The sequence below is a fragment of the Neorhizobium phenanthreniclasticum genome (assembly GCF_040066075.1).
GTDB classification, from domain to species: Bacteria; Pseudomonadota; Alphaproteobacteria; order Rhizobiales; family Rhizobiaceae; genus Neorhizobium; species Neorhizobium petrolearium.
This window is the reverse complement of sequence record NZ_JBEAAL010000001.1, coordinates 702,884-728,936: the sequence shown is the minus strand read 5'-3', so window position 1 is coordinate 728,936 and position 26,053 is coordinate 702,884. Positions and strand designations below refer to the sequence as shown.

Annotated in this window: 27 protein-coding genes; 11 read left to right on the top strand and 16 right to left on the bottom strand. The window is 61.5% G+C overall.

The genetic code is table 11. The annotated features are described in order from the left end of the window. Window positions 1-10: 10 nt before the first annotated feature. Complete coding sequence (gene otsA, locus ABK249_RS03590; protein ID WP_037159317.1) at window positions 11-1,387, bottom strand: alpha,alpha-trehalose-phosphate synthase (UDP-forming); 1,377 nt, start codon at window positions 1,385-1,387, stop codon at window positions 11-13. Between the two features lie 16 nt (window positions 1,388-1,403). After that, the gene (otsB, locus tag ABK249_RS03585; protein ID WP_348862243.1) at window positions 1,404-2,219 is read right to left on the bottom strand and encodes a trehalose-phosphatase; all 816 of its coding nucleotides are present in this window, start codon (window positions 2,217-2,219) and stop codon (window positions 1,404-1,406) included. A 192-nt stretch (window positions 2,220-2,411) separates the two neighbouring features. Here otsB and ABK249_RS03580 point away from each other — a divergent pair, with 192 nt between their 5' ends. Next, window positions 2,412-3,224 (top strand): class II glutamine amidotransferase, encoded by an 813-nt coding sequence (locus ABK249_RS03580; protein WP_348862242.1) that lies wholly within the window; start codon window positions 2,412-2,414, stop codon window positions 3,222-3,224. Here the strand turns inward: ABK249_RS03580 and ABK249_RS03575 are convergent. Both ABK249_RS03575 and coaBC read right to left on the bottom strand, forming a co-directional pair. Further along, window positions 3,208-3,573, bottom strand: coding sequence for an MmcQ/YjbR family DNA-binding protein (locus ABK249_RS03575; RefSeq protein ID WP_348862240.1), 366 nt, complete (start codon window positions 3,571-3,573; stop codon window positions 3,208-3,210). The genes ABK249_RS03580 and ABK249_RS03575 overlap by 17 nt on opposite strands. 1 nt (window position 3,574) lies before the next feature. Beyond that, a complete protein-coding gene (gene coaBC, locus ABK249_RS03570) occupies window positions 3,575-4,786 on the bottom strand; it encodes a bifunctional phosphopantothenoylcysteine decarboxylase/phosphopantothenate--cysteine ligase CoaBC (protein ID WP_348862239.1) in 1,212 nt (403 codons plus the stop codon). 271 nt (window positions 4,787-5,057) lie between these two features. On the opposite strand from coaBC, the gene ABK249_RS03565 reads away from it, so the two are divergent. Continuing rightward, window positions 5,058-5,618, top strand: coding sequence for a glyoxalase superfamily protein (locus ABK249_RS03565; RefSeq protein WP_348862238.1), 561 nt, complete (start codon window positions 5,058-5,060; stop codon window positions 5,616-5,618). Here ABK249_RS03565 and ABK249_RS03560 read toward each other — a convergent pair whose 3' ends face one another. Continuing rightward, window positions 5,619-6,491 carry a LysR family transcriptional regulator gene (locus tag ABK249_RS03560; protein WP_348862237.1) on the bottom strand — a complete coding sequence of 291 codons (873 nt, stop codon included), beginning with the start codon at window positions 6,489-6,491 and terminating at the stop codon, window positions 5,619-5,621. It abuts the gene before it with no gap. Window positions 6,492-6,582: 91 nt separating this feature from the next. Here ABK249_RS03560 and ABK249_RS03555 point away from each other — a divergent pair, with 91 nt between their 5' ends. Further along, entirely contained in the window at window positions 6,583-7,854 is a 1,272-nt protein-coding gene (locus ABK249_RS03555; RefSeq protein WP_348862236.1) for an MFS transporter, read from the top strand. On the opposite strand, the gene ABK249_RS03550 is transcribed toward ABK249_RS03555, so the two are convergent. The 5 genes from ABK249_RS03550 to ubiE form a co-directional block, all read right to left on the bottom strand. After that, window positions 7,851-8,636, bottom strand: a complete 786-nt coding sequence (locus ABK249_RS03550; RefSeq protein WP_037159292.1) for a COG3904 family protein — start codon at window positions 8,634-8,636, stop codon at window positions 7,851-7,853. The genes ABK249_RS03555 and ABK249_RS03550 overlap by 4 nt on opposite strands. After that, a complete protein-coding gene (locus ABK249_RS03545; RefSeq protein ID WP_037159289.1) occupies window positions 8,623-9,930 on the bottom strand; it encodes a hypothetical protein in 1,308 nt (435 codons plus the stop codon). Before ABK249_RS03545 ends, ABK249_RS03550 begins: the two co-directional genes overlap by 14 nt. A 121-nt stretch (window positions 9,931-10,051) precedes the next feature. Further along, window positions 10,052-11,644, bottom strand: a complete 1,593-nt coding sequence (locus ABK249_RS03540; protein WP_348862235.1) for an aromatic amino acid ammonia-lyase — start codon at window positions 11,642-11,644, stop codon at window positions 10,052-10,054. Window positions 11,645-11,743: 99 nt separating this feature from the next. Further along, on the bottom strand, window positions 11,744-13,303 hold the full coding sequence (ubiB, locus tag ABK249_RS03535) for a 2-polyprenylphenol 6-hydroxylase (protein ID WP_037159283.1): 1,560 nt from the start codon (window positions 13,301-13,303) through the stop codon (window positions 11,744-11,746). Window positions 13,304-13,307: 4 nt separating this feature from the next. Beyond that, window positions 13,308-14,084, bottom strand: coding sequence for a bifunctional demethylmenaquinone methyltransferase/2-methoxy-6-polyprenyl-1,4-benzoquinol methylase UbiE (ubiE, locus tag ABK249_RS03530; protein ID WP_037159280.1), 777 nt, complete (start codon window positions 14,082-14,084; stop codon window positions 13,308-13,310). A 148-nt stretch (window positions 14,085-14,232) separates the two neighbouring features. Between ubiE and mutM the strand changes: the two genes are divergently transcribed. The 5 genes from mutM to ABK249_RS03505 all read left to right on the top strand — a co-directional run bounded on the left by mutM (window position 14,233) and on the right by ABK249_RS03505 (window position 19,470). Next, entirely contained in the window at window positions 14,233-15,111 is an 879-nt protein-coding gene (gene mutM / locus ABK249_RS03525; protein ID WP_348862234.1) for a bifunctional DNA-formamidopyrimidine glycosylase/DNA-(apurinic or apyrimidinic site) lyase, read from the top strand. Window positions 15,112-15,126: 15 nt separating this feature from the next. Beyond that, entirely contained in the window at window positions 15,127-15,900 is a 774-nt protein-coding gene (locus tag ABK249_RS03520; protein WP_348862233.1) for an enoyl-CoA hydratase, read from the top strand. Window positions 15,901-16,094: 194 nt separating this feature from the next. Then, a complete protein-coding gene (gene rpsT, locus ABK249_RS03515) occupies window positions 16,095-16,361 on the top strand; it encodes a 30S ribosomal protein S20 (protein WP_037159269.1) in 267 nt (88 codons plus the stop codon). Window positions 16,362-17,216: 855 nt separating this feature from the next. After that, window positions 17,217-18,782: a chromosomal replication initiator protein DnaA gene (dnaA, locus tag ABK249_RS03510; protein ID WP_037159266.1), complete on the top strand. Its 1,566-nt coding sequence runs from the start codon at window positions 17,217-17,219 to the stop codon at window positions 18,780-18,782. 88 nt (window positions 18,783-18,870) lie between these two features. Then, complete coding sequence (locus tag ABK249_RS03505; RefSeq protein WP_348862232.1) at window positions 18,871-19,470, top strand: class I SAM-dependent methyltransferase; 600 nt, start codon at window positions 18,871-18,873, stop codon at window positions 19,468-19,470. Here the strand turns inward: ABK249_RS03505 and hemW are convergent, their stop codons facing one another. The 4 genes from hemW to rph are packed head-to-tail and all read right to left on the bottom strand — an operon-like array spanning window position 19,471 to window position 22,472. Then, on the bottom strand, window positions 19,471-20,676 hold the full coding sequence (gene hemW, locus ABK249_RS03500) for a radical SAM family heme chaperone HemW (RefSeq protein WP_348862231.1): 1,206 nt from the start codon (window positions 20,674-20,676) through the stop codon (window positions 19,471-19,473). 2 nt (window positions 20,677-20,678) lie between these two features. Then, window positions 20,679-21,323: an RdgB/HAM1 family non-canonical purine NTP pyrophosphatase gene (gene rdgB / locus ABK249_RS03495; protein WP_348862230.1), complete on the bottom strand. Its 645-nt coding sequence runs from the start codon at window positions 21,321-21,323 to the stop codon at window positions 20,679-20,681. A gap of 8 nt (window positions 21,324-21,331) precedes the next feature. Next, window positions 21,332-21,739 (bottom strand): VOC family protein, encoded by a 408-nt coding sequence (locus ABK249_RS03490; RefSeq protein WP_348862229.1) that lies wholly within the window; start codon window positions 21,737-21,739, stop codon window positions 21,332-21,334. A 16-nt stretch (window positions 21,740-21,755) separates the two neighbouring features. Beyond that, the gene (gene rph, locus ABK249_RS03485) at window positions 21,756-22,472 is read right to left on the bottom strand and encodes a ribonuclease PH (protein ID WP_348862228.1); all 717 of its coding nucleotides are present in this window, start codon (window positions 22,470-22,472) and stop codon (window positions 21,756-21,758) included. 291 nt (window positions 22,473-22,763) lie between these two features. Between rph and hrcA the strand changes: the two genes are divergently transcribed. Continuing rightward, window positions 22,764-23,843: a heat-inducible transcriptional repressor HrcA gene (hrcA, locus tag ABK249_RS03480; RefSeq protein WP_037159254.1), complete on the top strand. Its 1,080-nt coding sequence runs from the start codon at window positions 22,764-22,766 to the stop codon at window positions 23,841-23,843. A gap of 117 nt (window positions 23,844-23,960) precedes the next feature. Continuing rightward, window positions 23,961-24,617 (top strand): nucleotide exchange factor GrpE, encoded by a 657-nt coding sequence (gene grpE, locus ABK249_RS03475; protein ID WP_037159251.1) that lies wholly within the window; start codon window positions 23,961-23,963, stop codon window positions 24,615-24,617. 57 nt (window positions 24,618-24,674) lie between these two features. On the opposite strand, the gene ABK249_RS03470 is transcribed toward grpE, so the two are convergent. Further along, window positions 24,675-25,037: a VOC family protein gene (locus ABK249_RS03470; protein ID WP_037159248.1), complete on the bottom strand. Its 363-nt coding sequence runs from the start codon at window positions 25,035-25,037 to the stop codon at window positions 24,675-24,677. An 85-nt stretch (window positions 25,038-25,122) separates the two neighbouring features. Between ABK249_RS03470 and ABK249_RS03465 the strand changes: the two genes are divergently transcribed. Next, window positions 25,123-25,446 carry an ArsR/SmtB family transcription factor gene (locus tag ABK249_RS03465; protein ID WP_037159246.1) on the top strand — a complete coding sequence of 108 codons (324 nt, stop codon included), beginning with the start codon at window positions 25,123-25,125 and terminating at the stop codon, window positions 25,444-25,446. Window positions 25,447-25,542: 96 nt separating this feature from the next. On the opposite strand, the gene ptsN is transcribed toward ABK249_RS03465, so the two are convergent. Beyond that, complete coding sequence (gene ptsN, locus ABK249_RS03460) at window positions 25,543-26,007, bottom strand: PTS IIA-like nitrogen regulatory protein PtsN (protein WP_037159243.1); 465 nt, start codon at window positions 26,005-26,007, stop codon at window positions 25,543-25,545. Window positions 26,008-26,053 lie beyond the last annotated feature (46 nt).

The window sequence follows — 26,053 nt, the reverse complement described above, 5'->3', positions numbered from 1 at the left end:
GGCGTGACAATCACGCCGCGGTGAGATCTCTGAGGAAATCATTGCACCAACGGGTTACGTCGTGTTCCAGAAGGTGCTCCATCATGCGGCCCCAGCGTTCCTGGCGCTCTTCGAGCGGCATGTTGATGCCGCGGGCGATCGCGTTGGCGGTACCCTCTATGTCGTAGGGGTTTACCAGCAGCGCCCCCCGTAATTCCCGGGCGGCGCCCGCGAAGCGTGACAGCACCAGCACGCCGGGGTTCTCCGGGTCCTGGGCGGCGACATATTCCTTGGCGACAAGGTTCATCCCGTCACGCAGCGGCGTCACGAGCCCGATCCGCGCCAGCCGGTAGAGGCCCGCGAGTACCGGGCGACCGATCGAACGGTTGATGTAGCGGATCGGCACCCAGTCCACCGTGCCGATCGCGCCGTTCACGCGGCCGGCCTGCTCGGCAACCGTCCGCTGCATCTGCTCGTATTCCGGCACTTCCGAGCGGGATTTCGGTGTGATCTGCAGATAGGTCACCCGGTTATGGTGACCCGGATTGGATTTGACGAAATGTTCGAAAGCATCGAGCCGTTGGGTGATCCCCTTCGAATAATCGAGCCGGTCGACCCCGATGATGAGATCGCGGCCTTCGACACTCTGCTTGGCCTTGCGTACGATCAGGTTGGTGGCAGCCTTTTTCGCATAGTCCGCGAATGCGGCGGTCTCGATGCCGATCGGGTAGAACCCGCCCTTGAATGTCCGCCCGTAGGAGGTCAGCTTGCCGCCTTCCAGCGCCTCGCCGATGCCTTCGCGCACGAGTCCGCCGGCAAAATTGGCGAGGTCGTGGTCGGTCTGGAAGCCGACCAGGTCATAGTGCGAAAGGCCCTTCATGATCTCCTCGTGGACGGGCATCGTGAAGAGCACGTCCGCCGGTGGCCACGGAATGTGCAGGAAGAAACCGATACGGTTCTTGAGGCCCATCTGGCGCAGTTCGGCGGCGAGCGGGATCAGGTGGTAATCATGCACCCAGATGATGTCGTCTTCCCGCAGCAGTGGCGCTAGCCGGTGGGCAAAGAAGCGGTTGACGCGGAAATAGCCGGCCATCTCCTTGCGGCCGTATTCGGCGAGATCCAGCCGGTAGTGGCAGATCGGCCAGAGCACCCGGTTGGCGAAGCCGTGGTAATATTCTTCGACATCCGTCTTCGTGAGGTCGGTGAGCGCATAGGTGATATTGCCATGCGTCTGCATGGCAAGCGGCGCGGGCTCCTTCGCGCCGCTGGACTTGCCCGACCAGCCCATCCAGATGCCGCCGCGCTCTTCCAGGGCTGCCTGCAGGGCGACGGCTAGCCCCCCGGCGGGAGCGTCGCCGCTTTTTTGCGGGAGGGTGACGCGGTTGGAAACGACCACAAGACGGCTCAAGCTCTTCCCTTTCGATTCAAGCGATATTGGATGTGCCGGCGCCGGCCAGCGTGGCGAGGATCGCCCGCAGGGCATCGGTCGAAGGGAGAGTGGATATCGCTTCCGTTTCAGCCGGCGTTTCGGCGATGCGGATCGAATGCCCGCCAAGCCGGTTTGCCGTCCGGAACATCGCTTCGTCGGTCACGTCGTCGCCGATCGCGATCGGTTTACGCCCGTTGAAGGGCGTCTCGTCGAGGAAGGCCTTGAGCGCATGCCCCTTGCTGGCTTGCGCCGGGCGGATTTCGGCGACCATCTTGCCACGCTGCAGCGTGAAGTCCGGGCCGGCCATGTCGAGATAACGGGGCATGGCTGCTTCTACGGTCTCTCGCTGATCCGGCGCTTGCCGGTAATGTGCAGCGATGGCCGCCCCCTTGTCCTCCACCAGGACGCCCGGCCATTGTTTCGCCTCCCACGCCAGGGCGGCTTTCAGTTCTTCGAATGCGGCACTTGGCGTGAATCGGCTGATCTCGCCCGATGGACTGCGCCGCTCGGACCCATGCAGTCCGGCGATCGGAAATGTGTATGGCACGAAAAGCCGGTCGGCATAGGCAAGCGCGCGTCCGGTTACCAGCGCCAGCGCACCATTGAGCTTCGTGGAAAGGTGATGGAGGTTTTCCGGCAAATCCGGGGGAACGACGATCCCATCCGGCGTATCTGCAAGGTCGATCAGTGTTCCATCGATATCGAGAAACAGTGCCCATTGGTCGGGTTGGAATGCCAGTTTAAAAAGGGCTTCCTCGCCGGATGAAACAGAGGCCTGATCGTCCTGCCTGGGATTTTCCTGATATGACATGCTGCCAAATTTAGGCCGCAAATCCGCTCAGGCAACCTCAAAAGACAACAAAGGGTCGTAAAAAGTGATTGGCCCTCTGTCAAAAACCGGTCGTCAAGGGTTTCCATTCATAATTCGTTAAGCATTTGTCGAGACGCTGATTTCAACATTTTTCGGCCGCACGCGGGCGGCCTCGTCGGAGCATCAAGACCCATGTGCCGTTGGGCAGCCTATCGCGGCGAACCTCTTTATCTCGAAGAACTCGTATCCTCGCCCGCCCATTCCCTGATCGAACAATCCCACTGCGCCACCCGCGCCAAGACCGCTACGAACGGCGATGGTTTCGGCATCGCGTGGTATGGTGAGCGGCCGGATCCGGGCCGCTACCGCGATATCCTGCCGGCCTGGTCCGATTGCAATCTCAGAAGCCTCGCGAGGCAGATCCGTTCACCGTTGTTCCTCGCCCACGTGCGGGCCGCGACGACCGGCGCGACGCGCCGCGACAACTGCCACCCTTTCGTGCATAGCCACTGGTCGTTCATGCACAACGGCCAGATTTCCGGCTTCGACCGCATCCGGAGGCAGATGGAAGGCATGCTCTCCGACGAATTGTTCCATGCACGCTCCGGGACGACGGATTCGGAACTGCTCTTCCTGCTGGCGCTGCAACTGGGCCTTGATGCCGATCCGCTCGGCGCCATGGAAAGGGCGATTGCCGCCGTCGAGGACCTGTCGATGGAAAAATCCGGCGAGGCGCTGGTGCGCTTCACCGCCGCTTTCTCCGATGGCAAGGAGCTTTATGCGGTGCGTTATGCGACGGACCACAGGCCGCCGACCCTTTACGCCGCGCCGACGGGCAGCAGGACCGGCTATTGCCTCGTGTCGGAACCGCTCAACGACGAGGTTGATGCGTGGGTGGAAATCCCGGATGGCAGCGCCGTGAAGGTCTGTGCCGAGGGTATCAAAGTGTCGGTCTTCGCTCCCCAGGGAGAGGGGGTGTCCGAAGACGTCAGGAAGACAGCCTGATTCCCAGTTCCTGCCGGAGTTTCTTCGTCAGGCCGGCGGCCACCAGTTCATAGGATCGTGTAAGATAGTGGACGAGCTCCTCGTCCGAAAGCGGCGAATTGCGGCCGATCTCCACCCATTTCCGTTTGGCGAAATAGGGGGCCTGCCTGATCCCCTCAAGCGCGGTCAGGATCTCAAAACTCTCTTCCGGGCATTTCGCGACCAGTCTCGCCCGTTCGCCTTCGCCCCAAAGCACAGTGAAGACCTTGCCGCCCACCTTCGCGACATGCCCGTCCCATTGATCGACGAAAGACGTGCCCGGCAGGTTAGTGACGAACGCATCGAAATCCTTGCGATCGAAAAGGCTCATCTCACGCACCCGCCAGTCGCCCGGCAATAAGGTTGGCAAGCCTTGCCGCCACTTCGTCCTTGCCGAGGTCCGGCCATTCCTCGACGCCCTTGGCGCTGATGATTTTCACGCGGTTGCGGGTGCCGCCCATGATGCCGGTCTCCGGCGAAACGTCGTTGGCGACGATCAGGTCCGCGCCCTTGCGTAGAAGCTTGTCCCGGCCGTTCTTCTCCACGTCCTGGGTTTCGGCGGCAAAACCGACCACCAGTTTCGGCCGTTTGTCGTGATGCCCGACCGTCTTCAGGATGTCCGGGTTTTCGGCAAGCACGAGCGGCGGGGGGGGCTCCCCCGATTTCTTCTTGATCTTCTGGCCGGCTGAGGTCGCCACGCGCCAGTCGGCAACCGCCGCCACCATGACCGCGATGTCGGCGGGCAGGCGGGAGACGACCGCTTCCAGCATCTCGTCGGCTCGTTCCACATGTACGGTCTTGACCCCGCCCGGATCGGGGATCGTCACGGGGCCGGAAACGAGCGTCACATCCGCGCCGAGTTTGGCGAGCGCCGCGGCGATCGCATGTCCCTGCCGGCCCGAGGAGCGGTTGGCGATGTAACGCACAGGATCGATCGGCTCATGCGTCGGACCGGATGTGACGATCGCGGTCCTGCCGGCGAGCGGCCTCGGTCCGCCGTCGAGCAGTTCGACGATTGCGGCGACGATCTCCAGCGGCTCGGCCATGCGGCCGACGCCCGCCTCGCTGCTTTCCGCCATCTCGCCGGTCATCGGCCCGATAAAGCGGATGCCGTCGGCTTTCAGCGTTTCGACATTGCGCCTGGTCGCGGGTGCGGCCCACATCTTCGGGTTCATCGCCGGCGCCACCAGCACCGGCCGGTCGGTGGCGAGCAGCACGGTACTTGCCAGATCGTCCGCCAGCCCGTGGGCCATCTTCGCCATCAGGTCGGCGCTGGCCGGCGCCACCACCACCAGATCGGTGTCGCGTGCAAGGCGAATGTGGCCGACATCCTGCTCGTCCTCGCGGGAGAACAGGTCGCCATAGACATGGCTTGCCGAAAGCGCGCCGACCGCAAGTGGCGTAACGAACTCCTGTGCCGCCTTTGTCATGACCGGCCGCACGGTTGCGCCGCGTTCGCGGAGCCTGCGGATGAGGTCGAGGCTTTTGTAGGCCGCGATGCCGCCGGAGATGATCAGAAGGATGCGCTTGCCTTGAAGTTCCATGCCCGTATCCGATGTCAGATGTGGCGGGGAAGCTAAGCCCTCGGCCGCCGACTTGCAATCGTCATCGCTGATACGCTGTCCCGCTTGCGCTGTATTCCCGACTGCGTTACTCCTGTTTGCGGCCGGATGCGGCCAGCCGCCCGCAGGTTTTGAAACCAACGGTGAATGCATCCTAACCGACTCTCATCCTTTGCCATCCAGGCCAATGATGACGAACGGATCAGCAATGCGGGCCCTGATCTTGCCGTTCGTCCATTGAAAGGATGATGAGATGCGCGATTTCCGCGATGTGAAACTGATGGCGAAAAGCCTGCGCGAGGCGCTGGCAGAACGTAACTTAGAGCTTACGCATAGTCAGGCGCTGGAACTGGTGGCAGGCCAGTTCGGCTATCACGACTGGAATATCCTCGCTGCAAAGATCGAGGCGGCAGAGCGGCAGCAAAGGAAGTCTGGTGGTATCTCGATCCAGCCGGCGATCCCGATCTTCCGGATATTCTCCGTCGACAAGGCGATGGAATTCTATTGCGGCTTTCTGGGTTTCGAACTCGATTGGGAACATCGCTTCGGCGAGAATTTCCCGCTTTATTGCCAGGTTTCCCGCAGCGGCATGCTGATGCACCTTTCCGAACATGCGGGCGATGCTTCGCCCGGCGCCCGTGTTTTCGTGCCGATGCAGGGCATCCGCGCCTTCCATGCAGAGCTGATCGCAAAGGATTACCGTTACATGAAGCCGGGTGTGGAGCAGCAGCCCTGGGGGCTGGAGGTGACGGTCACCGATCCGTTCAGCAACCGCATCAGCTTCTGCGAGCGGGAGATCAAGCCGGAAACCTGATCAGACGAGGCCCATGAGGTTAAGCGCGATCGGGGAGCGCTGTGCCTTGAGCACCGCAAGCCCCAGCCGCGCGATCAGCGGCGGTCCCTCGATAGGCTTGTAGACGACGCCTTCGATTGCGAATTTCGCGATCGAGGCGGGCACGATCGAGACGCCGAGATCGGCCGCCACGAGATTGACGACGGAAGGGATCTGCGGTGCTTCCTGCGTCACCTGCAATTCGAAACCGGCCTCGCGGCAGCCGCGCACGATATCGTCGTAGAGGCTGAGGCCTACCGTGCGCGGGAAGAGGATGAAGGGTTCGCCGGCAAGTGCTGCAAGCGGAACCTGTCTGTGTTCGGCAAGCGGGTGATGCGCGGGAAGCGCGACCAGCATCGGTTCGTCCGGCAGCCGTTTCAGCCGCACCTCCTTCGGGTCCTCGAGGCCCGGACGGATGAAGGCGGCGTCGATCTCGCCGCGCGTGAGTTTCTCCATCAGCCAGTTGCTGTTCATCTCGCTGAGCGCCAGCGCCACATCCGGCCACTGGCTGCGAAAACGCCGGATCGCGCCGGTAACCACCGGATTGAAGGCGGCCGACGCGGTAAAGCCGAGCGCCAGCCTGCCGGTCTCGCCACGGGCGGCGCGCTGGGCTGCAAGGACGGCATTGTCAGCTGCAGCCAGCGAAGCTCTGGCTTCGGTCAGGAAGGCGGCGCCTGCCGCGGTCAGTTCCGCGCCGTGCGGGACGCGATGGAACAGGGGAGCGCCGATCTCCATTTCCAGAATACGGATCTGCTGGCTGAGCGGCGGCTGGCCGATGCCGAGTTTCGCTGCGGCGCGGGTGAAATTGCCCTCTTCAGCCACCGCAAGGAAATATCGGATATGCCGGAGCTCCATATCTAGAACCTATCGAGATCGCCTGCTTCATATATTGGACAAATAATGTGCTGCTCGCTACCTTTTTCCGCGTCGAAAGGTTTTTCTGATCATGTCCAGCGCTGCCCAACGTCAGGTGAAAGCATCTCCTGAAGCCGATCTGCATTCGCCGAAACCTGCGGCGAACGACGGCGAGAAGCAGTTTCTGGTACGCGGCACGCCGCCCTATCGTCGCGCCAGCCTGGCCTTCTTCATGTCCGGTTTCTCGACCTTCGCGCTGCTTTACTGCGTGCAGCCGCTGATGCCGATCTTTTCTGCGGATTTCGGGGTCAGCCCGGCGGCGAGCTCCCTGTCGCTTTCGCTCTCCACCGGCCTCCTGGCTGTCGCGATCTTTCTTGCGGCTGCGGTTTCGGAGCGCTTCGGCCGCCGCAGCCTGATGTTCGTCTCGCTGCTCGGCGCTTCGCTCTGCACGATCGCCTGCGCTGTCGTGCCGGATTGGAATGCGCTGCTCGTCATCCGTGCGCTCGAAGGTTTTCTGCTCGGCGGCGTCCCGGCGGTCGCCATGGCCTATCTGTCGGAAGAGATCGACCCGAGGGGCCTTGGCGCCTCCATGGGGCTCTACATTGCCGGCAATGCCTTCGGCGGCATGGCGGGCCGCGTTTTCACCGGCATGCTGGCCGAATATTTCTCATGGCGGCTGGCGCTGGCAGGGATCGGGCTGATGGGCATCGTCGCCGCAATCGGCTTCCTCGTCCTTTTGCCGCCGTCGCGCAATTTCATCCCCCGCAAATCGACCGTCCGCTATCACGTTGATGCCTGGTTCGGGCACTTGAAGAATCCGGCTCTGGCATTGCTGTTCGCCATCGGTTTCCTGATGATGGGCGCCTTCGTGACGATCTATAATTATGCCGGCTTCCGGCTGGTCGCGGCCCCTTACAACCTCAACCAGACCGAACTTGGCCTGATCTTCACGGTCTATCTGTTCGGGATTGCCGCCTCCTGGGCGGCCGGGCTGCTGGGCGACCGTTTCGGCCATTTCCTGGTCATGCCGGTCGGCGCTTTGGTTGCGCTTGTCGGTATCGCCATCACGCTCTTTTCGCCGCTGTCTCTGATCATCTTCGGCATCGTGCTCCTGACCTCCGGTTTCTTCATGGCCCACTCAGTCGCAAGCGCGCTGGTCGGCAAGCTGGCACGGGGGACGAAGGGGCACGCCTCGTCGCTCTATCTACTCGGTTATTATCTCGGCTCCAGCGTGGCTGGCTCGCTTGGCGGGCATTTCTGGAGCGCCGATGGCTGGTGGGCGGTTGCGGCCTTCACCGGCGTCATGCTGCTTCTCTCGCTCCTCGCTTCTCTACAAGCGAGAAGGATTACGATGCGGGGCTAACCCTTCTTCTTCGCGGTCGCGACCGGCTCGGTCGTCAGCTTGAAATCCGCCATTTCCTTGGGCGTGAGGTAGTAAAGCCGGTCCGGCGGCGTCTCCAGCGCGTTGATCCACAGTCCCGCACCGATGCCCATGGTGTCGAGATGCCGAGCAACCCGTGCGGTCGTGGCCTGGGCGCTGGCCATGGCCTGTTCCGCCGTCGGCCGGTCCTTGCCGCCATTGAAGACCTGATGCACGCCGATTACTGCCTCCTTCTCCGCCATGCGTCCGACGCCGCCGGCAAAGACGATCGGGCATGAGGAGGCACAGAGCGCCTTGGACGCCACTTTCGTGTCGAGCTTCTTCTCGCGGATCAACTCCGACATGGCGAGCGCATCGTCCACCGAGCCGCCGGGGGAATTGAGCGAAACGGTCTTCACATATTCGCCGCGTGCCTCGATCTCCTTGGCAAAACGGTCGGCGGCGCCCGGGTCGATCGAGCCTTCAGCGAGAAGCACGCCACCGGAGGTAAGCTCGAACCTGATCGGTTGGCGCAGCGTTTCTTTTGGACTTGCAGGCTGTACCGGCGGGGCGTTCGGCACACCATCCGTCAACGCCGGCGGCAGTACCGGCTGGTCCCCGTGCATCGGATCATAGCCGGGGAGGGCCGCATTCATCGCCGTGATATCGCGCACGTCGATGAGGAGAAACACGGCCGCCGCCGACAGCAGTATGTAGAAGGCGCCGCGCATCAGCACACCGTCGTCGAGCTTCAGCAGGGCCTTGATAGGCTCATCGATCCTCATGCGACCGGTCCCGTGTCCGTGATTTCAGGTCGATGCTGGTGATGTTGTTCGGTTCCAGCGCTTCGCTTTCGGTTTCGGCCCCGGCGACCGCATTTTCCAGGTTCACGCCGCTTGCCGTGACTGCCCTCTGCACCTCCAGGGCCTGGAGAAGTTCGGCGGCGGTGATCCGCTCGGCAAACGGCAGCTTCTCCTCCTGCTTCCGGATCGCGCCATGCACGACCGCGAGGATGAAGACCAGCACGCCCGGCAGGAGATCGATCGAGATCGCGCCGGCCCATGCAGGAATGAAATCGGAGGCATAGCGCAGCACCGCTTCGGCCGAAGAGAGCGGCACGAAGCGTCGTTCCGGCACGGGGGGCCGGGTGAGGATTTCGTCGGCCGCTTGCGACAGGACCTTGGATTGCGCCGCGACGGATGCCCGCACCGTCTCCATCACCTGGTCCTGCCGGTTGACGAGGTCGGCGTTACCGCCATCGGCCACGGGCGCAATGAAGCCAAGCGACAGGTCGTCCGCCGCGCGGCGGATGGAGGGCGCGATCGAAGTCTGGCCGAGTGAGGCGATGACGCCGGTCAGCGCCACGACTTCAGACGAGAACTGGTCGGCGCGCGGTGCGACGGCACCCGGAGCGGAGACCAGCGTGCGCATGGTCTCCAGCCGCTTCTGGCCTTCGTTGAAGAGGTTGGTCACCTGTTCGCGCGAGGCATTGATGCCGCTCTCCAGCTCCTTCATCTGCCCGGACATCTGTGAGAGCAGTTGCACGACACTGCCCGATCCCGTCGTGCCGGTCAGCGCTCCGGACTGGCGTTCGGAAGCGGCGAGCTGGGCGAACCGTTCCGAGGCGCGCTGGATGTCCGGCAGCAGGCTTTGCGCGGCAAGCGCGTTCTGATGCGCCTGGTCGAGGTCGGCGGTATAATCCTCCACCGTTTCGGCAAGATGCTGTTCAAGCGCAGCCGAACCGGCGAGTGCTGCGGCGTTCAGCCAGCTCGACATGGCGATGATCATGGCAGCGCCGAGCGCCATGACACCGAGCATGGCGGTGCGGCCCGTATAGGTGGTCACGTGCGGATAGAAGCGCGCCATATAGGACCAGAAGGCATAGATGGCGACCGAGACTGAAGCCGAGTAGATGATCGCCGCGAAGAATACGGCGGTCGGCGAGCCGTCGAGGAGGCTGCGCACGCCGAGATAGGTATAGACTCCGGATGCAAGCGCCAGTACGGCAAGTGCGAAGCGCGTCATGGTTTCGACGGCGAGAACCCCGTCATGCAAGCGTTGGGATGCACCGAGCGCCATGGCTGTCTCCGGAAGACGATTGTCGAAAAGGAATGTATTCCTTAACAGAGAATGAAGAAACGGGCGGAATAAAGGCCGCTCGAACGCCGCGACGTGGCAAAACCTGCTCTAGGGCGTTGTATCAGGGATACTTCAAACCGATAGCGGTCGGACGAGGCTGAAACGAATCCATCCCGAAACCGCCAAGCGCGAAGAAACCGTCGATCGCATGGATCGGGGAAATCGCAATGAGGCTGGTCAGGAATTCCTCCGAGGCCAGTTCGTCCTCGATCGCCTCCACTTCCGTCGAAAGCGGCCGGTCGACCGTATAGAATGCCGCATGCCGGCGCACGACATCGTAGACGAGCTTCACCGCGCCGCTCGGCTTGTCGCCATGGATATCCATGGCTTGGGCGGCGAGCAGGGCTTCCAGCGCAGCAAGCCGTTTCAGTGCCTGCATCTGCCGGTCGAAACGCTCGATGACGAGCGGCAGGAAAGCCGCCTCGTCCTCCATGCCGCCCGCCACGACGAGCGACTGCGCGGAAACCGGATTGGTCATGGAAAGAACGCGGGAAAAAATCTCGCCCGCGAGTTTGATGATCGGTCCGAACCCGGTGGCGATTGCTCCTTCCGGCACGAGGTTCACTGGCAGGTCGCGCCGCTGCCCGTTGCCGAGCAGGACGCAACGGTTGAAGGAGTTGCGTGCCGCATGCGCCATGCACAGGATCGCCGATTCTAGGAGAAGCGTCACATCGAGCGGCAGCGATCCGCCGGAGGTGAGCACCCGGCCCTCGGCAATCACCGGGTTGTCGTCGGTGCGGCCGGTGGCGGCGAGGATCTTGTGGCCGGCGGTCAGCACGCTTTCGAACACGGCACCGAAGACCTGCGCGATCATGCGCAGGCTCAAGGGATCCTGCACATGCGTGCCGCTCGGCCAATCCCAGCCCTCGGAAGCATTGCACAGCCATTTGCCGATCATCGCCTCGCGCGGCGTGCCCACATGGGTGACCGCGATCCATGGGTCCCGGGAAGCGCCCATCGCACCCGAAGCGGCGAGACCCACGGCGAGCAGCGTGCGCAATGCGCCTGCGGCGGCGCGCGTTGTTTCGGCGGCCGCAGCGAAGCTGACCGCATTGACGCTGAGCGAGGCGAGGCCGTCGCGCGGCGCCATGCGTCTAGGTCTCAGCCCTGCGCGTTTGAAGGCTTCCGCCGCCGGCAGGCGCTTGCCTTCATAAACGGCTTCGCCGACGCCGGTCAGGACCGCGCCGATCTGGCCCATTAGCCCGATGTCGGCGCAGCCGATCGAGCCGGTACGGCGCACGACCGGGATCACGTCGGCGGAAAGCAGTTCCAGATAGTTATTCACGAGATCGGTCGAGCATCCGACATAACCGGTCAGCGCGGTATTGACGCGCAGCGCCATGGCATTGCGCACGACGGAGATGGGAAAGGGCTCGCCGGTACCGAAATGGTGTGCGCGTACGAGCCCGAGGTTGAAGGCGTCCAGTTCCTCGCTCGACCAGGCGACGTCTTTCATGGCGCCGACACCGGTCGTGGCGCCATAAACGGGTTTGCCCTCCGCCATCGCCTGTTCGACCACGGCTCTTGCCGCCTGTACCCGGGCCAATCCCTCCGGTGCGGCCGTCAACCGAACTTTGTTCTCGCCGATCAACAGCAGTTCGGTAAATCCGATCGGCTGACCTGTCAGTTCGATAAGCGGTTTGGGGTCAGGCATGAAATCCTCTTTCTTCTCAACCTATCGGAAGAAACAGGTTAGGGAATATCCCAAAATGCAGACATCCGATGTCGCAACCGGTGGGCCGCTATCGATTCGTCAAAGCGTGAAGGCGAAATAGATGAGCGTAAGTGCGATGATCCAGAGCGCCACGCGGCCGGAGCGATTGTGCCGCGCCTCCGCCCTGCCGATCGCTTCCGTCGTTTCCGGATCGAAGCGCAGGCCATGCTCGCTCATATGAAGGAGTTCCTCGTGGAATTTTTCCGTTCTGGCGGCGATTTCCGGCACGGCTTCGGCAAGCTTTACCACCGACTTCAAGCCGTCTTTCAGATCGGACACAACACGTTTCGGTCCGAGATTGTCGCGGATCCAGGCGCCGACCACGGGTTCGGAAGCTTTCCACATGTTGAAGCGCGGGTTCAGCATGCGCGACACGCCCTCGACGACGACCATGGTCTTCTGCAGAAGGATGAGCTCCGGTCGCGTCTGCATGTCGAAGAGGTCGGTCACCTCGAAGAGCAGGGCGAGCAGCCGTGCCATCGAGATCGTCTCGGCCGGCTGGCCGTGGATCGGCTCCCCGATCGCCCGGATCGCCTGCGCGAAGCTCGACACGTCGTGATGGGCGGGCACGTAACCAGCCTCGAAATGCACTTCGGCGACGCGCCTGTAGTCGCGGGTGATGAATCCGAAGAGGATTTCCGCGAGGAACCGGCGCTCTTTCTTCCCGAGTCGCCCGACGATGCCCATGTCGACCGCGACGATCGTGCCTGTGGGGTCGACGAAAAGGTTGCCGGGGTGCATGTCGGCATGGAAGAAGCCGTCACGCAAGGTATGGCGCAGAAAGGACTGGATCAGCACCTCGGCGAGCTTTTCCAGATCGTGCCCGGCGGCACGTAAGGCTGCCACGTCGGACATCTTGATGCCGTCGATCCATTCCATGGTAAGGACGTCGCGGCCCGTTCGTTCCCAGTCCACCTGCGGCACGCGGAAGCCGGTATCGCCCTTGGTGTTCTCGGCGATCTCGGACAGGGCTGCGGCCTCGAGCCTGAGGTCCATCTCGACCTTGGTGGTCTGCTCGAGCGTCCGCGTCACTTCGACGGGCTTGAGACGCCGGCTGGAGGGCACCAGGCGCTCCTGCATGCGCGACAGGAGATACATGCTCTCGATGTCGTGGGCGAAGCGATGGCGCACGCCTGGCCGCACCACCTTCACCGCGACCTTCCTGTCACCGACCACACAGGGATGTACCTGGGCGATCGAGGCGGCGGCGATCGGTTCGCCGAACGAGGAATAGAGATCGTCGATCGTCCGGCCGAGCGAACCTTCGACGGCGGCCTTGGCGGCTTCGGTTGGAAAATAGGCCATCCTGTCCTGGAGGAGTGCCAGGTCGACTGCCCAGTCGACGCCCACGACATCCGGACGGGTGGCAAGGAACTGCCCGATCTTGACGTAGGAGGGACCCAGCCGGTCGACGGCGCGCGTGAGCCGTTCGCTCCGGGCCTGCTTGAGAGAGCGCTTGCGTGCAAGCGGCTCGATCAGCGATTTCACGAGGCCGACGGACGGCGGCAGGCCCTGGCTGGGCAGGGCGGAGACCACCCCTTCGCGCACCAGCACCCATCCCACCCGGGCAAGCCGGAAATAGGCTCCAAGCGTACTCATTCCGCTAGAGTTTCCAGCCGGAATGCAGCGCCGCGATGCCGCCGGTATAATTGGTATAGGTCACGCGCGAAAAACCGGCATTGCGGATCATCGCCGCGAAATTCTCCTGGTTGGGGAATTTTCGGATCGATTCCACCAGGTACTGATAAGGTTCGGCTTCGCCGGTGATCATCTTGCCGAACCGCGGGATCGCCTTGAAAGACCATTCGTCGTAGAAGCGTTCGAGCAGCGGCATTTCCACCTCGGAAAATTCCAGCACCAGCAGCCGCCCGCCGCGCTTCAGCACGCGATAGGCTTCCTTGAGTGCTACGTCGATATGCGGCACGTTGCGGATGCCGAAGGCGATCGTATAGGCGTCGAAGGAATTCGCCTCGAAGGGCAGGGATTCGGCGTTCGCCTCAACAAAATCCAGGTTTTCGGAGAGCTTCCTTTTCGCCGCACGCTCGGCGCCGACCGCCAGCATCGAGCCGTTGATGTCGAGCACTGTCACATGCGCCTTGCGATCGGAGGCTTCGACGATCCGGAAGGCGATGTCGCCGGTGCCGCCCGCTACATCCAGGGTTTTGTAGCCGGCGTCCTTGCGCGGATTGAGTGCCGCTACCATCGCATCCTTCCAGACGCGATGCATACCGGCCGACATGACGTCGTTCATGATATCGTAGCGCTTGGCGACCTTATGGAAGACGTCGTTGACGAGGCCTTGCTTTTCGCCATCCGTCACCTGTCGGAAGCCATAGGACGTCTCCATGCCACCATCGGCGCTGGTACGGGCTTCGGTCATCGGCGAACTCCTTACGGCTCTATTGGAGGGCGACCATAGCGAAATCGGTTTGACCTCGCTATCAGTGGTTCCCCATTATAGATGATGCGGCATCCGGTCCGCTCTATAGAGCAGGATCTTCATGGTTGGAACAGGAAGTTAGGTACAGATGCCCGAATTGCCAGAGGTTGAAACCGTCCGGCGCGGCCTCGCCCCGGCAATGGAAGGTGCCGTTATCGCAAGGCTCGAGCTGAATCGTCCCGACCTGCGTTTTCCGCTGCCCGAGAATTTCGCCGAGACGGTCCGGGAGCGGCGTATTGTCTCACTCGGCCGCCGCGCCAAATACCTGCTGATCGACCTTGAGGATGATCTCACTGTCATCAGCCATCTCGGTATGTCCGGTTCCTTCCGGATCGAGGACGAGACGCTCGGGGAATTCCATCATCCGCGCTCCAAGGACCAGAAGCACGATCATGTCGTTTTCCACCTTCGGAACGGGAAGGGGCCTCTGAAGGTCATATATAACGACCCGCGCCGGTTCGGTTTCATGCAGCTCTGGAAGCGCAGCGAGCTCGATCTCTATCCCGCTTTCGCCGAACTCGGGCCGGAGCCCACCGGCAACGCGCTCGACGCCGATTACCTGGCGGCACGTTTCTCGGGGAAAAGCCAGCCGCTCAAGGGTGCTCTTCTCGATCAGACGGTGATCGCCGGTCTCGGCAATATCTATGTATGCGAGGCGCTGTGGCGCGCGCATCTGTCGCCGAAGCGGGCGGCCGGCAGCATCGTCACGAAGACCGGCAGGCCGAAGAAGGAGCTTGGGCTGCTGACCGGGGCGATCCGCAATGTTATTGCCGATGCGATCGCCGCTGGCGGCTCGTCGCTGAAGGATCATATCCAGACCGACGGCTCGCTCGGCTATTTCCAGCATTCCTTCTCCGTCTACGACCGTGAAGGCTGGGCTTGCTGCACGCCGGGTTGCGGCGGTACGGTCGCCCGCATCACTCAGGCGGGCCGCTCCACCTTTTATTGTCCCGTCTGCCAGAAATAGGAGAGGAGACGCCGGATGAGCTATGAAACCCTGCTGACCGAAACCCGCGGACCGGTGGCGCTCGTCACGCTCAACCGGCCGAAGGCGCTGAACGCCCTGAACTCGACTGTGATGTCCGAGCTTGCTGACGCGCTGGCCGCCTTCGGCAAGGAAGAAGGCATCGGCGCGATCGTGCTGACCGGTTCCGAAAAGGCCTTTGCTGCCGGCGCCGACATCAAGGAGATGCAGGGGATCGATTTCGTCGACGCCTATATCGGTGACTTCATCTCCGGCTGGGAGGCCGTGGCCGCGACCCGCAAGCCGATGATCGCAGCAGTCTCGGGCTTCGCGCTTGGCGGCGGCTGCGAGCTTGCCATGATGTGCGATTTCATCATCGCGTCGGAGACGGCGAAGTTCGGCCAGCCGGAGATCACGCTCGGCGTCATCCCGGGCATGGGCGGCTCGCAGCGCCTCACGAGGGCTGTAGGAAAGGCCAAGGCGATGGACCTCGTATTGACCGGCCGCGTGATGGATGTGGCGGAGGCCGAAAGGGTAGGGCTGGTGGCCCGCATCGTACCGCCCGAGCGGCTGATCGACGAGGCTGTCGAGACGGCTGCAAAGATCGCGTCGTTCCCCCGCGCAGCGGTGCTGATGGCCAAGGAGGCGGTCAACCGCTCTTTTGAAACGACGCTCGGCGAAGGCCTGCGTTTCGAGCGGCGGCTCTTCCATTCGCTGTTTGCCACTGCCGACCAGAAGGAAGGCATGGCGGCTTTCATGGAAAAGCGTAAACCGCAATTTTCGAACCGATGAAACGGGATCGCCATCGATCAATATGCGCGTCACCAGAATCTGCGTTGACGGGGGCGGGTATTCCGGTTATATGCCCGCCCACAGTTGAGAAAGCCTGATCACGGCTTCCTCTATTGCTCCCGAATTGCTGGATAAAGGGTCGCAGGACCGGCGGCAACGGTGGAGTTTGGTTCGAATTCGTAGAGAGGCATGAAATGGCCAATACAACTTCGGCGAAAAAGGCGACCCGCAAGATCGCTCGCCGTACCGCAGTCAACAAGGCTCGCCGTTCGCGCGTCCGCGGCTTCATCCGCAAGGTCGAGGAAGCCATCGCATCGGGTGATATCGCCGTTGCTGCCGAAGCACTCAAGGTTGCCCAGCCGGAAATCCAGCGCGCCGCATCCAAGGGCGTGCTTCACAGCAACACGGCATCCCGCAAGGTGTCCCGTCTTGCGGCCCGTGTGAAGGCGCTTTCCGCTTAACGACATTTGTTAAAATTGTATTGCAATGAAGCCTGGTCGGTTGACCGGGCTTTTTGTGATTCTCTCAGTCATCCTTATAATTATCCGGCTCATTAACAATTTCGTGTCAAGGGCGTGACATAAAATATCGTTTTAAATCAAATACTTATGGGAGGTGCGCGAGTCGATGGGAGACTTTCCACGCGCCAAAATGCCCGGTGACCGAGTCAAGAAGATTTTTATTTTTTCTGTGAACAATCAATCGGAATGTATGTCATTTTTGAATCCCATTGATTCAACTGCGATTCTCCATGACTGCGTCTGTGACATTCAAATCACGCCCGCCGAGTCAACGCCCGCCTCTTAATTTTGCGTAAAATTCATCATTGATCTTGGCATTTGATCCTGCCTAAATGGCCTCCAGCAAGGGCCGCGGGGATTAGTTAAGAGGGCTGCCGGGACCGTCTGTTAAAGGCGGCGGACAGGCTTTCTGCCCCTTGCTACGGGAGAGCTCTTCCCGTTCTTCAGGTAACCATCGATTGTGCGCCGGAAAATTGGCGTTTTCCGGAAACGGTCGATTTTTGTCAACGCGGATCCGGCGGGAGCCGGATAACGGAGGTGCGAGAGGTTTCGGACAACTCATGCGGAAGATGAGGTGTTCGGTTACGTGGGGTGGCTTCCACGAGTTCAAGCCCGTGTACGAGGTGGGCTAGGTGAGGCCTTCATTCAGCCGCAAGGCGGAAGAAGGAGCTGGAAAAGGGGACGGGCGGCGGCGATTCTCAATGAGTGGGGATGGTCTGCGACGCCTTGAAACGAGATTTGTCCTGGCGGGTAAACGAGAATCGCCGGGCGGCAAGATTTGGAAGGCGGCGAATAATGCAGATGAACATCGTATCGGCCCGTGCAGGTAATGGAGACCGCGCACGGCAGGCACTTGATTCAGGTTGCTCCCAGGCGGCAGGAGAAACATCGGAAATGAAGCATGATGCTCTTTTTGAGCGATTCAGCACACGTTTGAAAGCGCAAGTCGGTCAGGATGTTTATGCAAGCTGGTTCGGGCGTTTGAAGCTGCATTCGGTCTCAAAGAGTTTGGTTCGCCTCACGGTGCCGACGACTTTCCTCAAATCCTGGATCAATAACCGCTACCTTGATCTCATTACGTCGATCTTCCAGGCGGAAGACTCGGAGATTCTGAAGGTGGAAATCCTGGTGCGCAGCGCAAGCCGCCATCCTCGCCTCCCGGCTGCATGCGAAGAGCGTGCTCTTTCCCCTGAACCGGTGCCGGCTCAATCACACCAGCGCCCGCAGATGCCGCGCGAAATCGGCAAGATTGCCTCTTTTCCCGCGCCGACTGCTGCAGCCGCCCGTGCGACTCAGACGCCCGGCCCGTTGTTCGGTTCGCCGCTCGACAGCCGCTTCACGTTCGAAACCTTTGTGGAAGGCCCGTCGAACCGGGTAGCGCTTGCCGCTGCCAAGACGATCGCCGAAGCCGGTGCAGGCGCCGTGCGCTTCAATCCGCTCTTCATTCATTCCGGCGTGGGCCTCGGCAAGACGCATCTCCTGCAGGCGATTGCGAATGCCGCCGTCGGCAGTGAGCGCATGCCGCGGGTCGTCTATCTGACGGCGGAATATTTCATGTGGCGATTTGCGACCGCGATCCGCGATAACGATGCGCTGACGCTCAAGGATTCGCTGCGCAATATCGACCTCCTGATCATCGACGATATGCAGTTTCTGCAGGGCAAGATGATCCAGAACGAGTTCTGCCATCTGCTGAACATGCTGCTCGACAGCGCAAAGCAGGTGGTGGTTGCTGCAGACCGTGCGCCCTGGGAACTGGAATCGCTCGATCCGCGCGTCCGTTCGCGCCTGCAGGGCGGTGTGGCGATCGAGGTCGAGGCTCCGGATTACGAGATGCGCCTCGAAATGCTGAAGGGCCGTCTCGCGACCGCCCGGCAGGACGATCCTTCGCTCGATATTCCCGCGGAAATCCTCAGCCACGTGGCGCGGAACGTGACGGCCAGCGGCCGCGAGCTGGAGGGCGCGTTCAACCAGCTCCTGTTCCGCCGCTCCTTCGAACCGTCGCTATCGATTGAGCGCGTCGACGAACTGCTCGCCCATCTGGTCGGTGCCGGCGAGGCCAGGCGTGTCCGTATCGAGGACATCCAGCGCATTGTGGCGCGTCACTATAATGTTTCACGTCAGGAACTGGTCTCGAACCGCCGTACGCGCGTCATCGTCAAGCCGCGGCAGGTTGCCATGTACCTCTCAAAGACCATGACGCCGCGTTCTTTCCCGGAAATCGGGCGCCGGTTCGGCGGGCGCGATCATACGACCGTGCTCCACGCGGTCCGCAAGATCGAGGAACTGATTTCCGGTGATACCAAGCTCAGCCATGAAGTCGAACTTTTGAAGCGGCTGATCAACGAGAACAACGCTTAAGGCGATGTTCCCCCTGTCTGTTGCAGCGATCTGGGCCGTGGCGTGCCTTACGCCTAGGCCTAAGCTTTCGTTCTCGTCGCGGTAGGAAATGGAAGGCATGGAAGATGATCCGACATTCCGCTTCTATGCCGAAAATGCAGCGATCTATGCGGCAAGGACTTCCGCATCGAGCCTGGTCCGGCTCGATCACTTCCTCCTGAAACTGAAACCCGGTGCGGAAATCCTCGAGCTCGGTTGCGGCAATGGCCGCGACAGCGCCTCGATGATCGAGCGTGGTTTTCGCGTGACGCCGACCGACGGCACGCCGGAAATGGCGGGTGAAGCCGAAAAGCGTCTGGGCGTGCCGGTGCGCGTGCTGCGGTTTGAGGATATCGACGCCGTCGATGCCTTTGATGGCGTCTGGGCCAATGCCTGCCTGCTGCACGTCCCGCGGTCTGACCTTGGCGGTATTCTGGCCAGCATTCACTTGGCTCTCAGATCAGGCGGCATTTTCTATGCAAGCTTCAAGGCCGGCGCGGCGGAAGGTTTCGACGATCTCGGCCGCTACTACAATTATCCCTCGCGGGAGTGGCTGAACGCGGTCTATGAAACCCGGCACTGGACATCGATCGATATCGACGAGACGCATGGCGGCGCCTACGACGACAGGCCGACCGACTGGCTGCATGTCACTGCGGTAAAGGGCTGATCAGCACGCAAGATCGGCCACCACGGCATCCAGGATCAGCATGCCCGATGACGTGCAGCGCAGGCGCGAATTGCCAAGACGCTCGATGAAGCCGTGCTCGAGCAGCCGCTCTTCGCGCACGGGATCCGGATCGCGGCCGGAAAGTTGCTGCCAGCGGGCGAGATCCACACCTTCCCGCAGTCGAAGCCCCATCAGCAGCAGTTCGTCGGCCTGTTCCTCGAAGCCGAGAACCTCCTCTTCCACCATGCCGTGGCCCGTTCGTTCCACCTGTTCGAGCCAGGTTTCCGGCCGCCGTTCGGTCGACGTTGCGATCTTGTTGCGTCCGCGCGTCAGCCGGCCATGCGCGCCTGGGCCAATGCCGGCATAGTCTCCATAGCGCCAATAGGTGAGGTTGTGGCGGCTTTCGGCACCCGGCCGGGCATGATTGGAAACCTCGTAGGCCGGCAGGCCATGCCGGGCGGTAATTTCCTGCGTCGCCTCATAAAGGATTGCCGACTGTTCTCCGTCCGGCACCACCAGCTTGCCGGCCTTCTGCAGTCCATAGAAGGGCGTGCCCTCCTCGATGGTGAGTTGGTAGAGCGACAGGTGGTCGACCGCATAGGAGATGGCCTCGTTCAACTCCGTCTCCCAGGCTTCGACCGTCTGGTTAGGCCGGGCGTAGATCAGGTCGAAGCTCATGCGCGGAAAGATCTCGCGCGCCAAGCGGATCGCCTTCAGCGCATCGGCGACGTCATGCAGCCGCCCGAGGAAGCGCAGATCGGCATCATTGAGGGCCTGGACACCGAGCGAGACGCGGTTGACGCCGGCTTGCCTGTAGCCACGAAAACGGGTTGCCTCGACGCTTGAGGGATTGGCCTCCATGGTGATCTCGATGCCATCGGGCACATGCCAGTGCCGGGCGATACCATCAAGGATCGCCGCAACGGTTGTCGGGTCCATGAGGGAGGGCGTGCCGCCGCCGAGAAAGATGCTGGTGACGGTCTTCGGGCCGCTCATGCGTCGCATCGCCTCCATCTCCTTCAGGAAGGCGGCGGTGAAGCGGGGCTGGTCCACCGGCTGGTGGCGGACATGGCTGTTGAAGTCACAATAGGGACATTTGGCCGCGCAGAACGGCCAATGCACATAGACCCCGAATCCCGGCTCGCCGGTATCGGGCAGAAGTGCATCGGGCAGAAAACCGGACGCGAGGGGAGGAAAGTTCTCCACCCTCATGCCTCCAGGCAGGTTTCGACGAAGCGCTTGAAGGCGCGGGCACGGTGGGAGAGGGCTTCCGCATCGCCCGGCCTCCAACCATGTTTCTGATCACTGCTCATTTCACCGAAGGTAATATCATAGCCCTGCGGTTGGAAGACGGGGTCGTAACCAAAACCCTGGGTGCCGCGCGGCGGCCACACCACGGTGCCTTCCACCTCGCCCCTGAACATTTCCGTGTGGCCGTCCGGCCAGGCGAGGCAGAGAACGCTGACGAAGCGACAGCTGCGTTCTTCCGGTTTGATCGCGCCCTTGTCAGCAAGCGCCTTCTCGACCTTTTCCATCGCCATCTGGAAATCACGGCTGCCATCCTCGCGTTCCGCCCAATTGGCGGTATAGACGCCAGGCGCGCCGTCCAGCGCGTCGATCACCAGGCCGGAATCGTCCGAGAGGGACGGCAGGCCGGAGGCCCGGGCCGAAGCGAGCGCCTTGATCGCGGCATTCTCCTCAAAGGTCGTGCCGGTTTCCTCCGGCTCCTCGAATTTGAGTTCGGCGGCGGATTTCGCCGAAAAGCCGAGCGGGCCGATCAGTTCGGCGATCTCGCGGATTTTTCCGGCATTGTGGCTGGCGACGATGATGGTTTTTGTATCGAGCTTGCGCATGCAAATTCCTATTTGATATCCCAGAGCCTTAGCTCCGCGCATTCCAGGCTGTTGCCGGCCGGGTCGCGAAAATAGATCGAGCGGGCGCCGTTCGGCCAGCGGAAATCGCTTTCGATGGCAATACCTGCCCGGTTCAGCGTTTCCTTGATCCTGTCTATGGCCTCGCCGCTTACCCGGAAGCAGACATGCCCGGGGCCGATGGTGCCATGCGGCGGAACAGGCAAGGCGTCCGCTGTTGGTGGCTTCACCGTTTCCTTCGGATTGAAGATCAGCAGAATGCCCGGTCCGCAGCGGAAGAAGACATGCCGGTTTCCGGCGCGCAAGATCTTCTCAAGGCCGAGCACGCCGCCATAGAAGGCTTCTGCGGCATCGAGATCGTCGGCATAGAGCGCAGTTTCGAGAATTCCTTCGATCACCGCGCTCTCCTTCCGGTCAAGCGATCGCCTGCTTCTGCAGCGCCACCAGTTCCTGCGTGCCCGCCTGGGCGAGGGCCAGAAGTTGCAGGAATTCTTCCTGGCTGAAAGGAGCGCCTTCAGCCGTCCCCTGGACTTCGACGATGCCGCCTGCGCCGGTCATGACGAAATTGGCGTCGGTTTCGGCTGCGGAATCTTCGAGATAATCGAGATCGATCACGGGCTGGCTGGCAAAGATGCCGCAGGAGATCGCCGCGACATGGTCCTTCAGCACCTTGTCGACCTTGATCATCGAACGGGTTTCCATCCATTTGAGGCAGTCGTAAAGCGCCACCCAGCCGCCGGTGATCGAGGCGGTGCGCGTGCCGCCGTCCGCCTGGATGACGTCGCAGTCGATCGTGACCTGCTTCTCGCCGAGCGCCTCGAGGTTGATGACGGCGCGGAGCGACCGGCCGATGAGACGCTGGATTTCCTGGGTGCGCCCGCCCTGTTTGCCGGCGGCGGCCTCGCGCTTCATGCGCTCGCCCGTGGCGCGCGGCAGCATGCCGTATTCGGCGGTCACCCAGCCCTTGCCGGAATTGCGCAGCCATGGCGGCGTCTTTTCTTCAAGGCTCGCAGTGCAGAGCACATGTGTGTCGCCAAATTTGACGAGGCAGGAGCCTTCCGCATGCTTGGAGAAATTGCGCTCGAACGAAACCTTGCGCATCTGGTTTATCTGTCTGCCTGAAGGCCGCATTCGCCACTCCCTGGATTTCGGTTTCAGCCTTCTAAAGCAATTCCAGGAAAAGTGCGAAGCGGTTTTCCGTCCGGAATTGCGAAATCTGAAAATTCCAGCCAATTCCAGGAAAAGTGCGAAGCGGTTTTCCGTCTGGAATTGCGAATCTTGATATTCGGGCGGCGATCCTGCAGGAAAAGGGCGTTTGTCGTCTGTCATGCGAGGGAAATGGGTCATCCGATTTTCCCTTTTGCGATAGCCGGAGGAATGACTATATTTTCATAGCAGATCAACGGCACGGTGAAGGAATAAATGGGGTTTTCGAGACCGACGGGTAGGGACAGCGGCTCTGTGCTCGACGATCGCTCGCGGGAAATCTTCCGTCGCGTTGTCGAAAGCTATCTCGAAACCGGTGAGCCGCTTGGTTCCCGCAATCTGTCGCGGCTCCTGCCGATGTCGCTGTCGCCGGCATCCGTGCGCAACGTGATGAGCGACCTCGAAGAACTCGGCCTGATCTATTCGCCGCATGTCAGCGCCGGCCGGCTGCCGACCCAATCGGGCCTTCGGTTCTTCGTCGATGCCTTCATGCAGGTCGGCAATCTTTCTGATGAGGAACGCGCCACGATCGAACGGCAGATCCGGCCGGGTGACCGCGACCAGCCGATGGAGAGCCTGATGGCGGAAGCAAGCCTCATGCTGTCCGGCATGTCGCGCGGCGCCGGTCTCGTCATCACCACGAAGAGCGACCCTGTCCTCAAGCATGTGGAATTCATCCGGCTGGAGCCCACCAAGGCGCTTGCCGTGCTGGTCGGCGATCACAATCAGGTGGAGAACCGCATCATCGAGCTGCCCGCCGGCGTGACTTCGTCACAGCTCACGGAAGCGGCGAATTTCCTGAATGCGCATCTGACCGGTCAGACGCTGCCGGAGCTGCGCAACGAGCTTACGAGGCTGAAAGACCAGGTGCAGGGAGAGCTTTATACTCTCTCGCAGGAGCTCGTCGAGCGAGGGCTGGCCGTCTGGTCGGGGGACAATGAGGAGGGCAAGCCGAGCCAGCTTATTGTTCGCGGCCGCGCCAACCTTCTTCAGGGCCTCGACGATTCAGCCGATCTGGATCGTTTGCGCCTTCTTTTCGACGATCTCGAAAAGAAGGACAGTCTGATCGAAATTCTTGAACTCGCCGAGAGAGGGCCGGGTGTGCGTATCTTCATCGGCTCGGAGAACAAGCTCTTTTCGCTTTCCGGTTCCTCGCTCATTGTGGCGCCCTATCGCGACGGCGAGGATCATATCATAGGCGCTGTCGGCGTCATTGGTCCGACGCGGCTCAATTACTCTCGTATTGTGCCGATGGTGGACTACACCGCCCAGCTTCTCGCAAGGCTGTCGCGCTGAAGAGGCAAGCTTCCGGCGTCCGAGTTTCCGCCAAGCCTTGATTTTTCCATCTTAAACCTCGATATCGGGCACAAATCGAAGCCCGGAAATCTAAGCAAAGAATAACTGGAGACCGTCATGACCGACGAAACCAAGAAGAACGGACCTGACACAACTGCCGCCGAAAATACGACGGAAGCCGTGGCGTCTGCTCTTGAGGACGCGGCCAATCAGAACGCCGCCGAAGCGCCGGCCCCGGATGCAGGCCAGACGACCGATCCCCTGGGCGTGCTGAAGGCGGAGAATGCCGAACTGCGTGACCGCTTCCTGCGGCTTGCCGCCGAGATGGATAACCTGCGCCGCCGCACCGAGCGCGACGTGAAGGACGCCAAGTCCTATTCGGTCGCGGGCTTCGCCCGCGATATGCTAGCCGTTTCGGATAACCTCCGCCGTGCGCTGGATGCCGTGCCGACCGAAATGCGCGCTGGGGCCGATGCCACGCTGACGACGCTTCTGGAAGGCGTTGAAATGACCGAGCGCTCCATGTTGTCGGCGCTGGAACGCCATGGCGTGAAGAGGATCGAGGCGGAAGGCCAGAAGTTCGATCCGCACTTCCATCAGGCCATGTTCGAAATACCGGACACCACCGTACCGAACAACACGGTCGTGCAGGTGGTGCAGGCAGGCTTTACGATCGGCGAACGCGTCCTGCGTCCGGCCATGGTCGGCGTTGCAAAAGGCGGCCCCAAACCGGAAGCCTCGGCGGCCGAGCCGGCTGGCGAGAACAAAGCCTGACAATTCTGGAGGCGGGCGGTCTCGCCCGCTTTTGCCATGGTGCGGTCTTCTGTCGTCTCACCAGGCGGCGGGTTCTCGCACCATGTGCACGATGTTGGCAGGATTCGTCACCCAGCCGCCCTTGAAGCCGCCCGGCAGGGGCTCGATCGCATCGCAACGAACGACACCCGATTTCTCCAGGTGAGCCGCTGCGGCACCGAAATCGTCGGTGAAAAGCTCCAGCCAGATCTCTGCCTGGCTCAGCATCGGCGCCTCGTCGATCCATAATTTGTTTGGACCGAGTTCGAAGCCTATGGCCGGCGCCTTGTCGGTAATCTCCTTGAGCCTGACGACGTCTCGGTAGAAAGCGAGCGTCTCCTGATACTGATGCGGCGGGACTTTCATGGCGATGTCGATGCCGCCGTAGATGTGTCCGGTCATGACAAATTCTCCTCCCTTTTGGAAATGTCGCAGCTCTTCCCCGCGATTTCTTGCCGGTATCCAAAATATGTTATAAAAATATAACATGTCAAGCGAATCGCAGATCGATGCCGTTTTCAAGGCGCTCGCCCATCCCCGGCGGCGGCAAATCCTGGATCAGTTGAAGGACAAGCCGCAAACGACGGGCGCACTCTGCGAAACCTTCTTTGATATGGATCGCTGCACGGTCATGCAGCATCTGAGGGTTCTGGAGGACGCGGATCTGGTGATTGTGAAGCGGGAAGGGCGTGAACGCTGGAACTATCTGAATTCGGTGCCGATCAAGGCGATCAGTGATCGCTGGATCGGGGAATACGCCGCGCATGCCGTCCGATTGCTGGATCGGCTGAAATCGGACCTCGATCAGTGATCGACGGGCAGGTCTGAAAATCCCCAGAACAAAACCGCCCGGCGCTTCTCCAGCAGCCGGGCGGTTTCGCTTCGTCCCCACGAAAAATCTGTGCCGTCATGCGGCGTGGTTAGCCTGTTCCTCGTTCAGAAAGGCGTAGATTGCCGATGCGGAATCGGTCTTGCGCAGCTTCGCCACCAGATCCTGATCGCGCAGCACGCGGGCAATCCGCGATAACGCCTTCAGGTGGTCAGCTCCGGCGCCTTCCGGCGCAAGCAGCAGGAAAACGAGGTCTACCGGCTCATCGTCAAGTGCTTCGAAATCGACCGGCGTTTCGAGCCGCGCGAAAATCCCCTTGATGGAGGAGATGCTGCTGAGCTTGCCATGCGGGATGGCGATGCCATGGCCGACGCCGGTGGAGCCGAGCCTTTCCCGCTGCAGGATAATGTCGAAGATTTCCCGTTCGGCGACGCCGGTGAGCCTGGAGGCCTTGGCCGCCAGTTCCTGCAAGAGCTGCTTTTTGGAATTCACTTTGAGGGCAGGAATAATCGCATCTTGCTGCAGCAAATCTGCCAATGCCATTCTCGTCATCCTTTGTGCCGCAAGAGGCTTTGCTCCATGCGAAGGG

What these genes read in the sequence shown, in the direction of transcription:
- ubiB (WP_037159283.1), bottom strand. Translation starts at nt 13,303, where the DNA reads ATGAGTACGCTTGGAGCCTATTTCCGGCTTGCCCGGGTGGGATGGGTG.
- ABK249_RS03555 (WP_348862236.1), top strand. Translation starts at nt 6,583, where the DNA reads ATGTCCAGCGCTGCCCAACGTCAGGTGAAAGCATCTCCTGAAGCCGAT.
- otsB (WP_348862243.1), bottom strand. Translation starts at nt 2,219, where the DNA reads ATGTCATATCAGGAAAATCCCAGGCAGGACGATCAGGCCTCTGTTTCA.
- ptsN (WP_037159243.1), bottom strand. Translation starts at nt 26,007, where the DNA reads ATGGCATTGGCAGATTTGCTGCAGCAAGATGCGATTATTCCTGCCCTC.
- ABK249_RS03550 (WP_037159292.1), bottom strand. Translation starts at nt 8,636, where the DNA reads ATGAGGATCGATGAGCCTATCAAGGCCCTGCTGAAGCTCGACGACGGT.
- mutM (WP_348862234.1), top strand. Translation starts at nt 14,233, where the DNA reads ATGCCCGAATTGCCAGAGGTTGAAACCGTCCGGCGCGGCCTCGCCCCG.
- rpsT (WP_037159269.1), top strand. Translation starts at nt 16,095, where the DNA reads ATGGCCAATACAACTTCGGCGAAAAAGGCGACCCGCAAGATCGCTCGC.
- ABK249_RS03580 (WP_348862242.1), top strand. Translation starts at nt 2,412, where the DNA reads ATGTGCCGTTGGGCAGCCTATCGCGGCGAACCTCTTTATCTCGAAGAA.
- ABK249_RS03540 (WP_348862235.1), bottom strand. Translation starts at nt 11,644, where the DNA reads ATGCCTGACCCCAAACCGCTTATCGAACTGACAGGTCAGCCGATCGGA.
- ABK249_RS03520 (WP_348862233.1), top strand. Translation starts at nt 15,127, where the DNA reads ATGAGCTATGAAACCCTGCTGACCGAAACCCGCGGACCGGTGGCGCTC.
- ABK249_RS03505 (WP_348862232.1), top strand. Translation starts at nt 18,871, where the DNA reads ATGGAAGGCATGGAAGATGATCCGACATTCCGCTTCTATGCCGAAAAT.
- ABK249_RS03565 (WP_348862238.1), top strand. Translation starts at nt 5,058, where the DNA reads ATGCGCGATTTCCGCGATGTGAAACTGATGGCGAAAAGCCTGCGCGAG.
- ubiE (WP_037159280.1), bottom strand. Translation starts at nt 14,084, where the DNA reads ATGACCGAAGCCCGTACCAGCGCCGATGGTGGCATGGAGACGTCCTAT.
- coaBC (WP_348862239.1), bottom strand. Translation starts at nt 4,786, where the DNA reads ATGGAACTTCAAGGCAAGCGCATCCTTCTGATCATCTCCGGCGGCATC.
- grpE (WP_037159251.1), top strand. Translation starts at nt 23,961, where the DNA reads ATGACCGACGAAACCAAGAAGAACGGACCTGACACAACTGCCGCCGAA.
- rdgB (WP_348862230.1), bottom strand. Translation starts at nt 21,323, where the DNA reads ATGCGCAAGCTCGATACAAAAACCATCATCGTCGCCAGCCACAATGCC.
- rph (WP_348862228.1), bottom strand. Translation starts at nt 22,472, where the DNA reads ATGCGGCCTTCAGGCAGACAGATAAACCAGATGCGCAAGGTTTCGTTC.
- ABK249_RS03470 (WP_037159248.1), bottom strand. Translation starts at nt 25,037, where the DNA reads ATGACCGGACACATCTACGGCGGCATCGACATCGCCATGAAAGTCCCG.
- dnaA (WP_037159266.1), top strand. Translation starts at nt 17,217, where the DNA reads ATGCAGATGAACATCGTATCGGCCCGTGCAGGTAATGGAGACCGCGCA.
- hrcA (WP_037159254.1), top strand. Translation starts at nt 22,764, where the DNA reads ATGGGGTTTTCGAGACCGACGGGTAGGGACAGCGGCTCTGTGCTCGAC.
- ABK249_RS03465 (WP_037159246.1), top strand. Translation starts at nt 25,123, where the DNA reads ATGTCAAGCGAATCGCAGATCGATGCCGTTTTCAAGGCGCTCGCCCAT.
- ABK249_RS03575 (WP_348862240.1), bottom strand. Translation starts at nt 3,573, where the DNA reads ATGAGCCTTTTCGATCGCAAGGATTTCGATGCGTTCGTCACTAACCTG.
- ABK249_RS03545 (WP_037159289.1), bottom strand. Translation starts at nt 9,930, where the DNA reads ATGGCGCTCGGTGCATCCCAACGCTTGCATGACGGGGTTCTCGCCGTC.
- ABK249_RS03560 (WP_348862237.1), bottom strand. Translation starts at nt 6,491, where the DNA reads ATGGAGCTCCGGCATATCCGATATTTCCTTGCGGTGGCTGAAGAGGGC.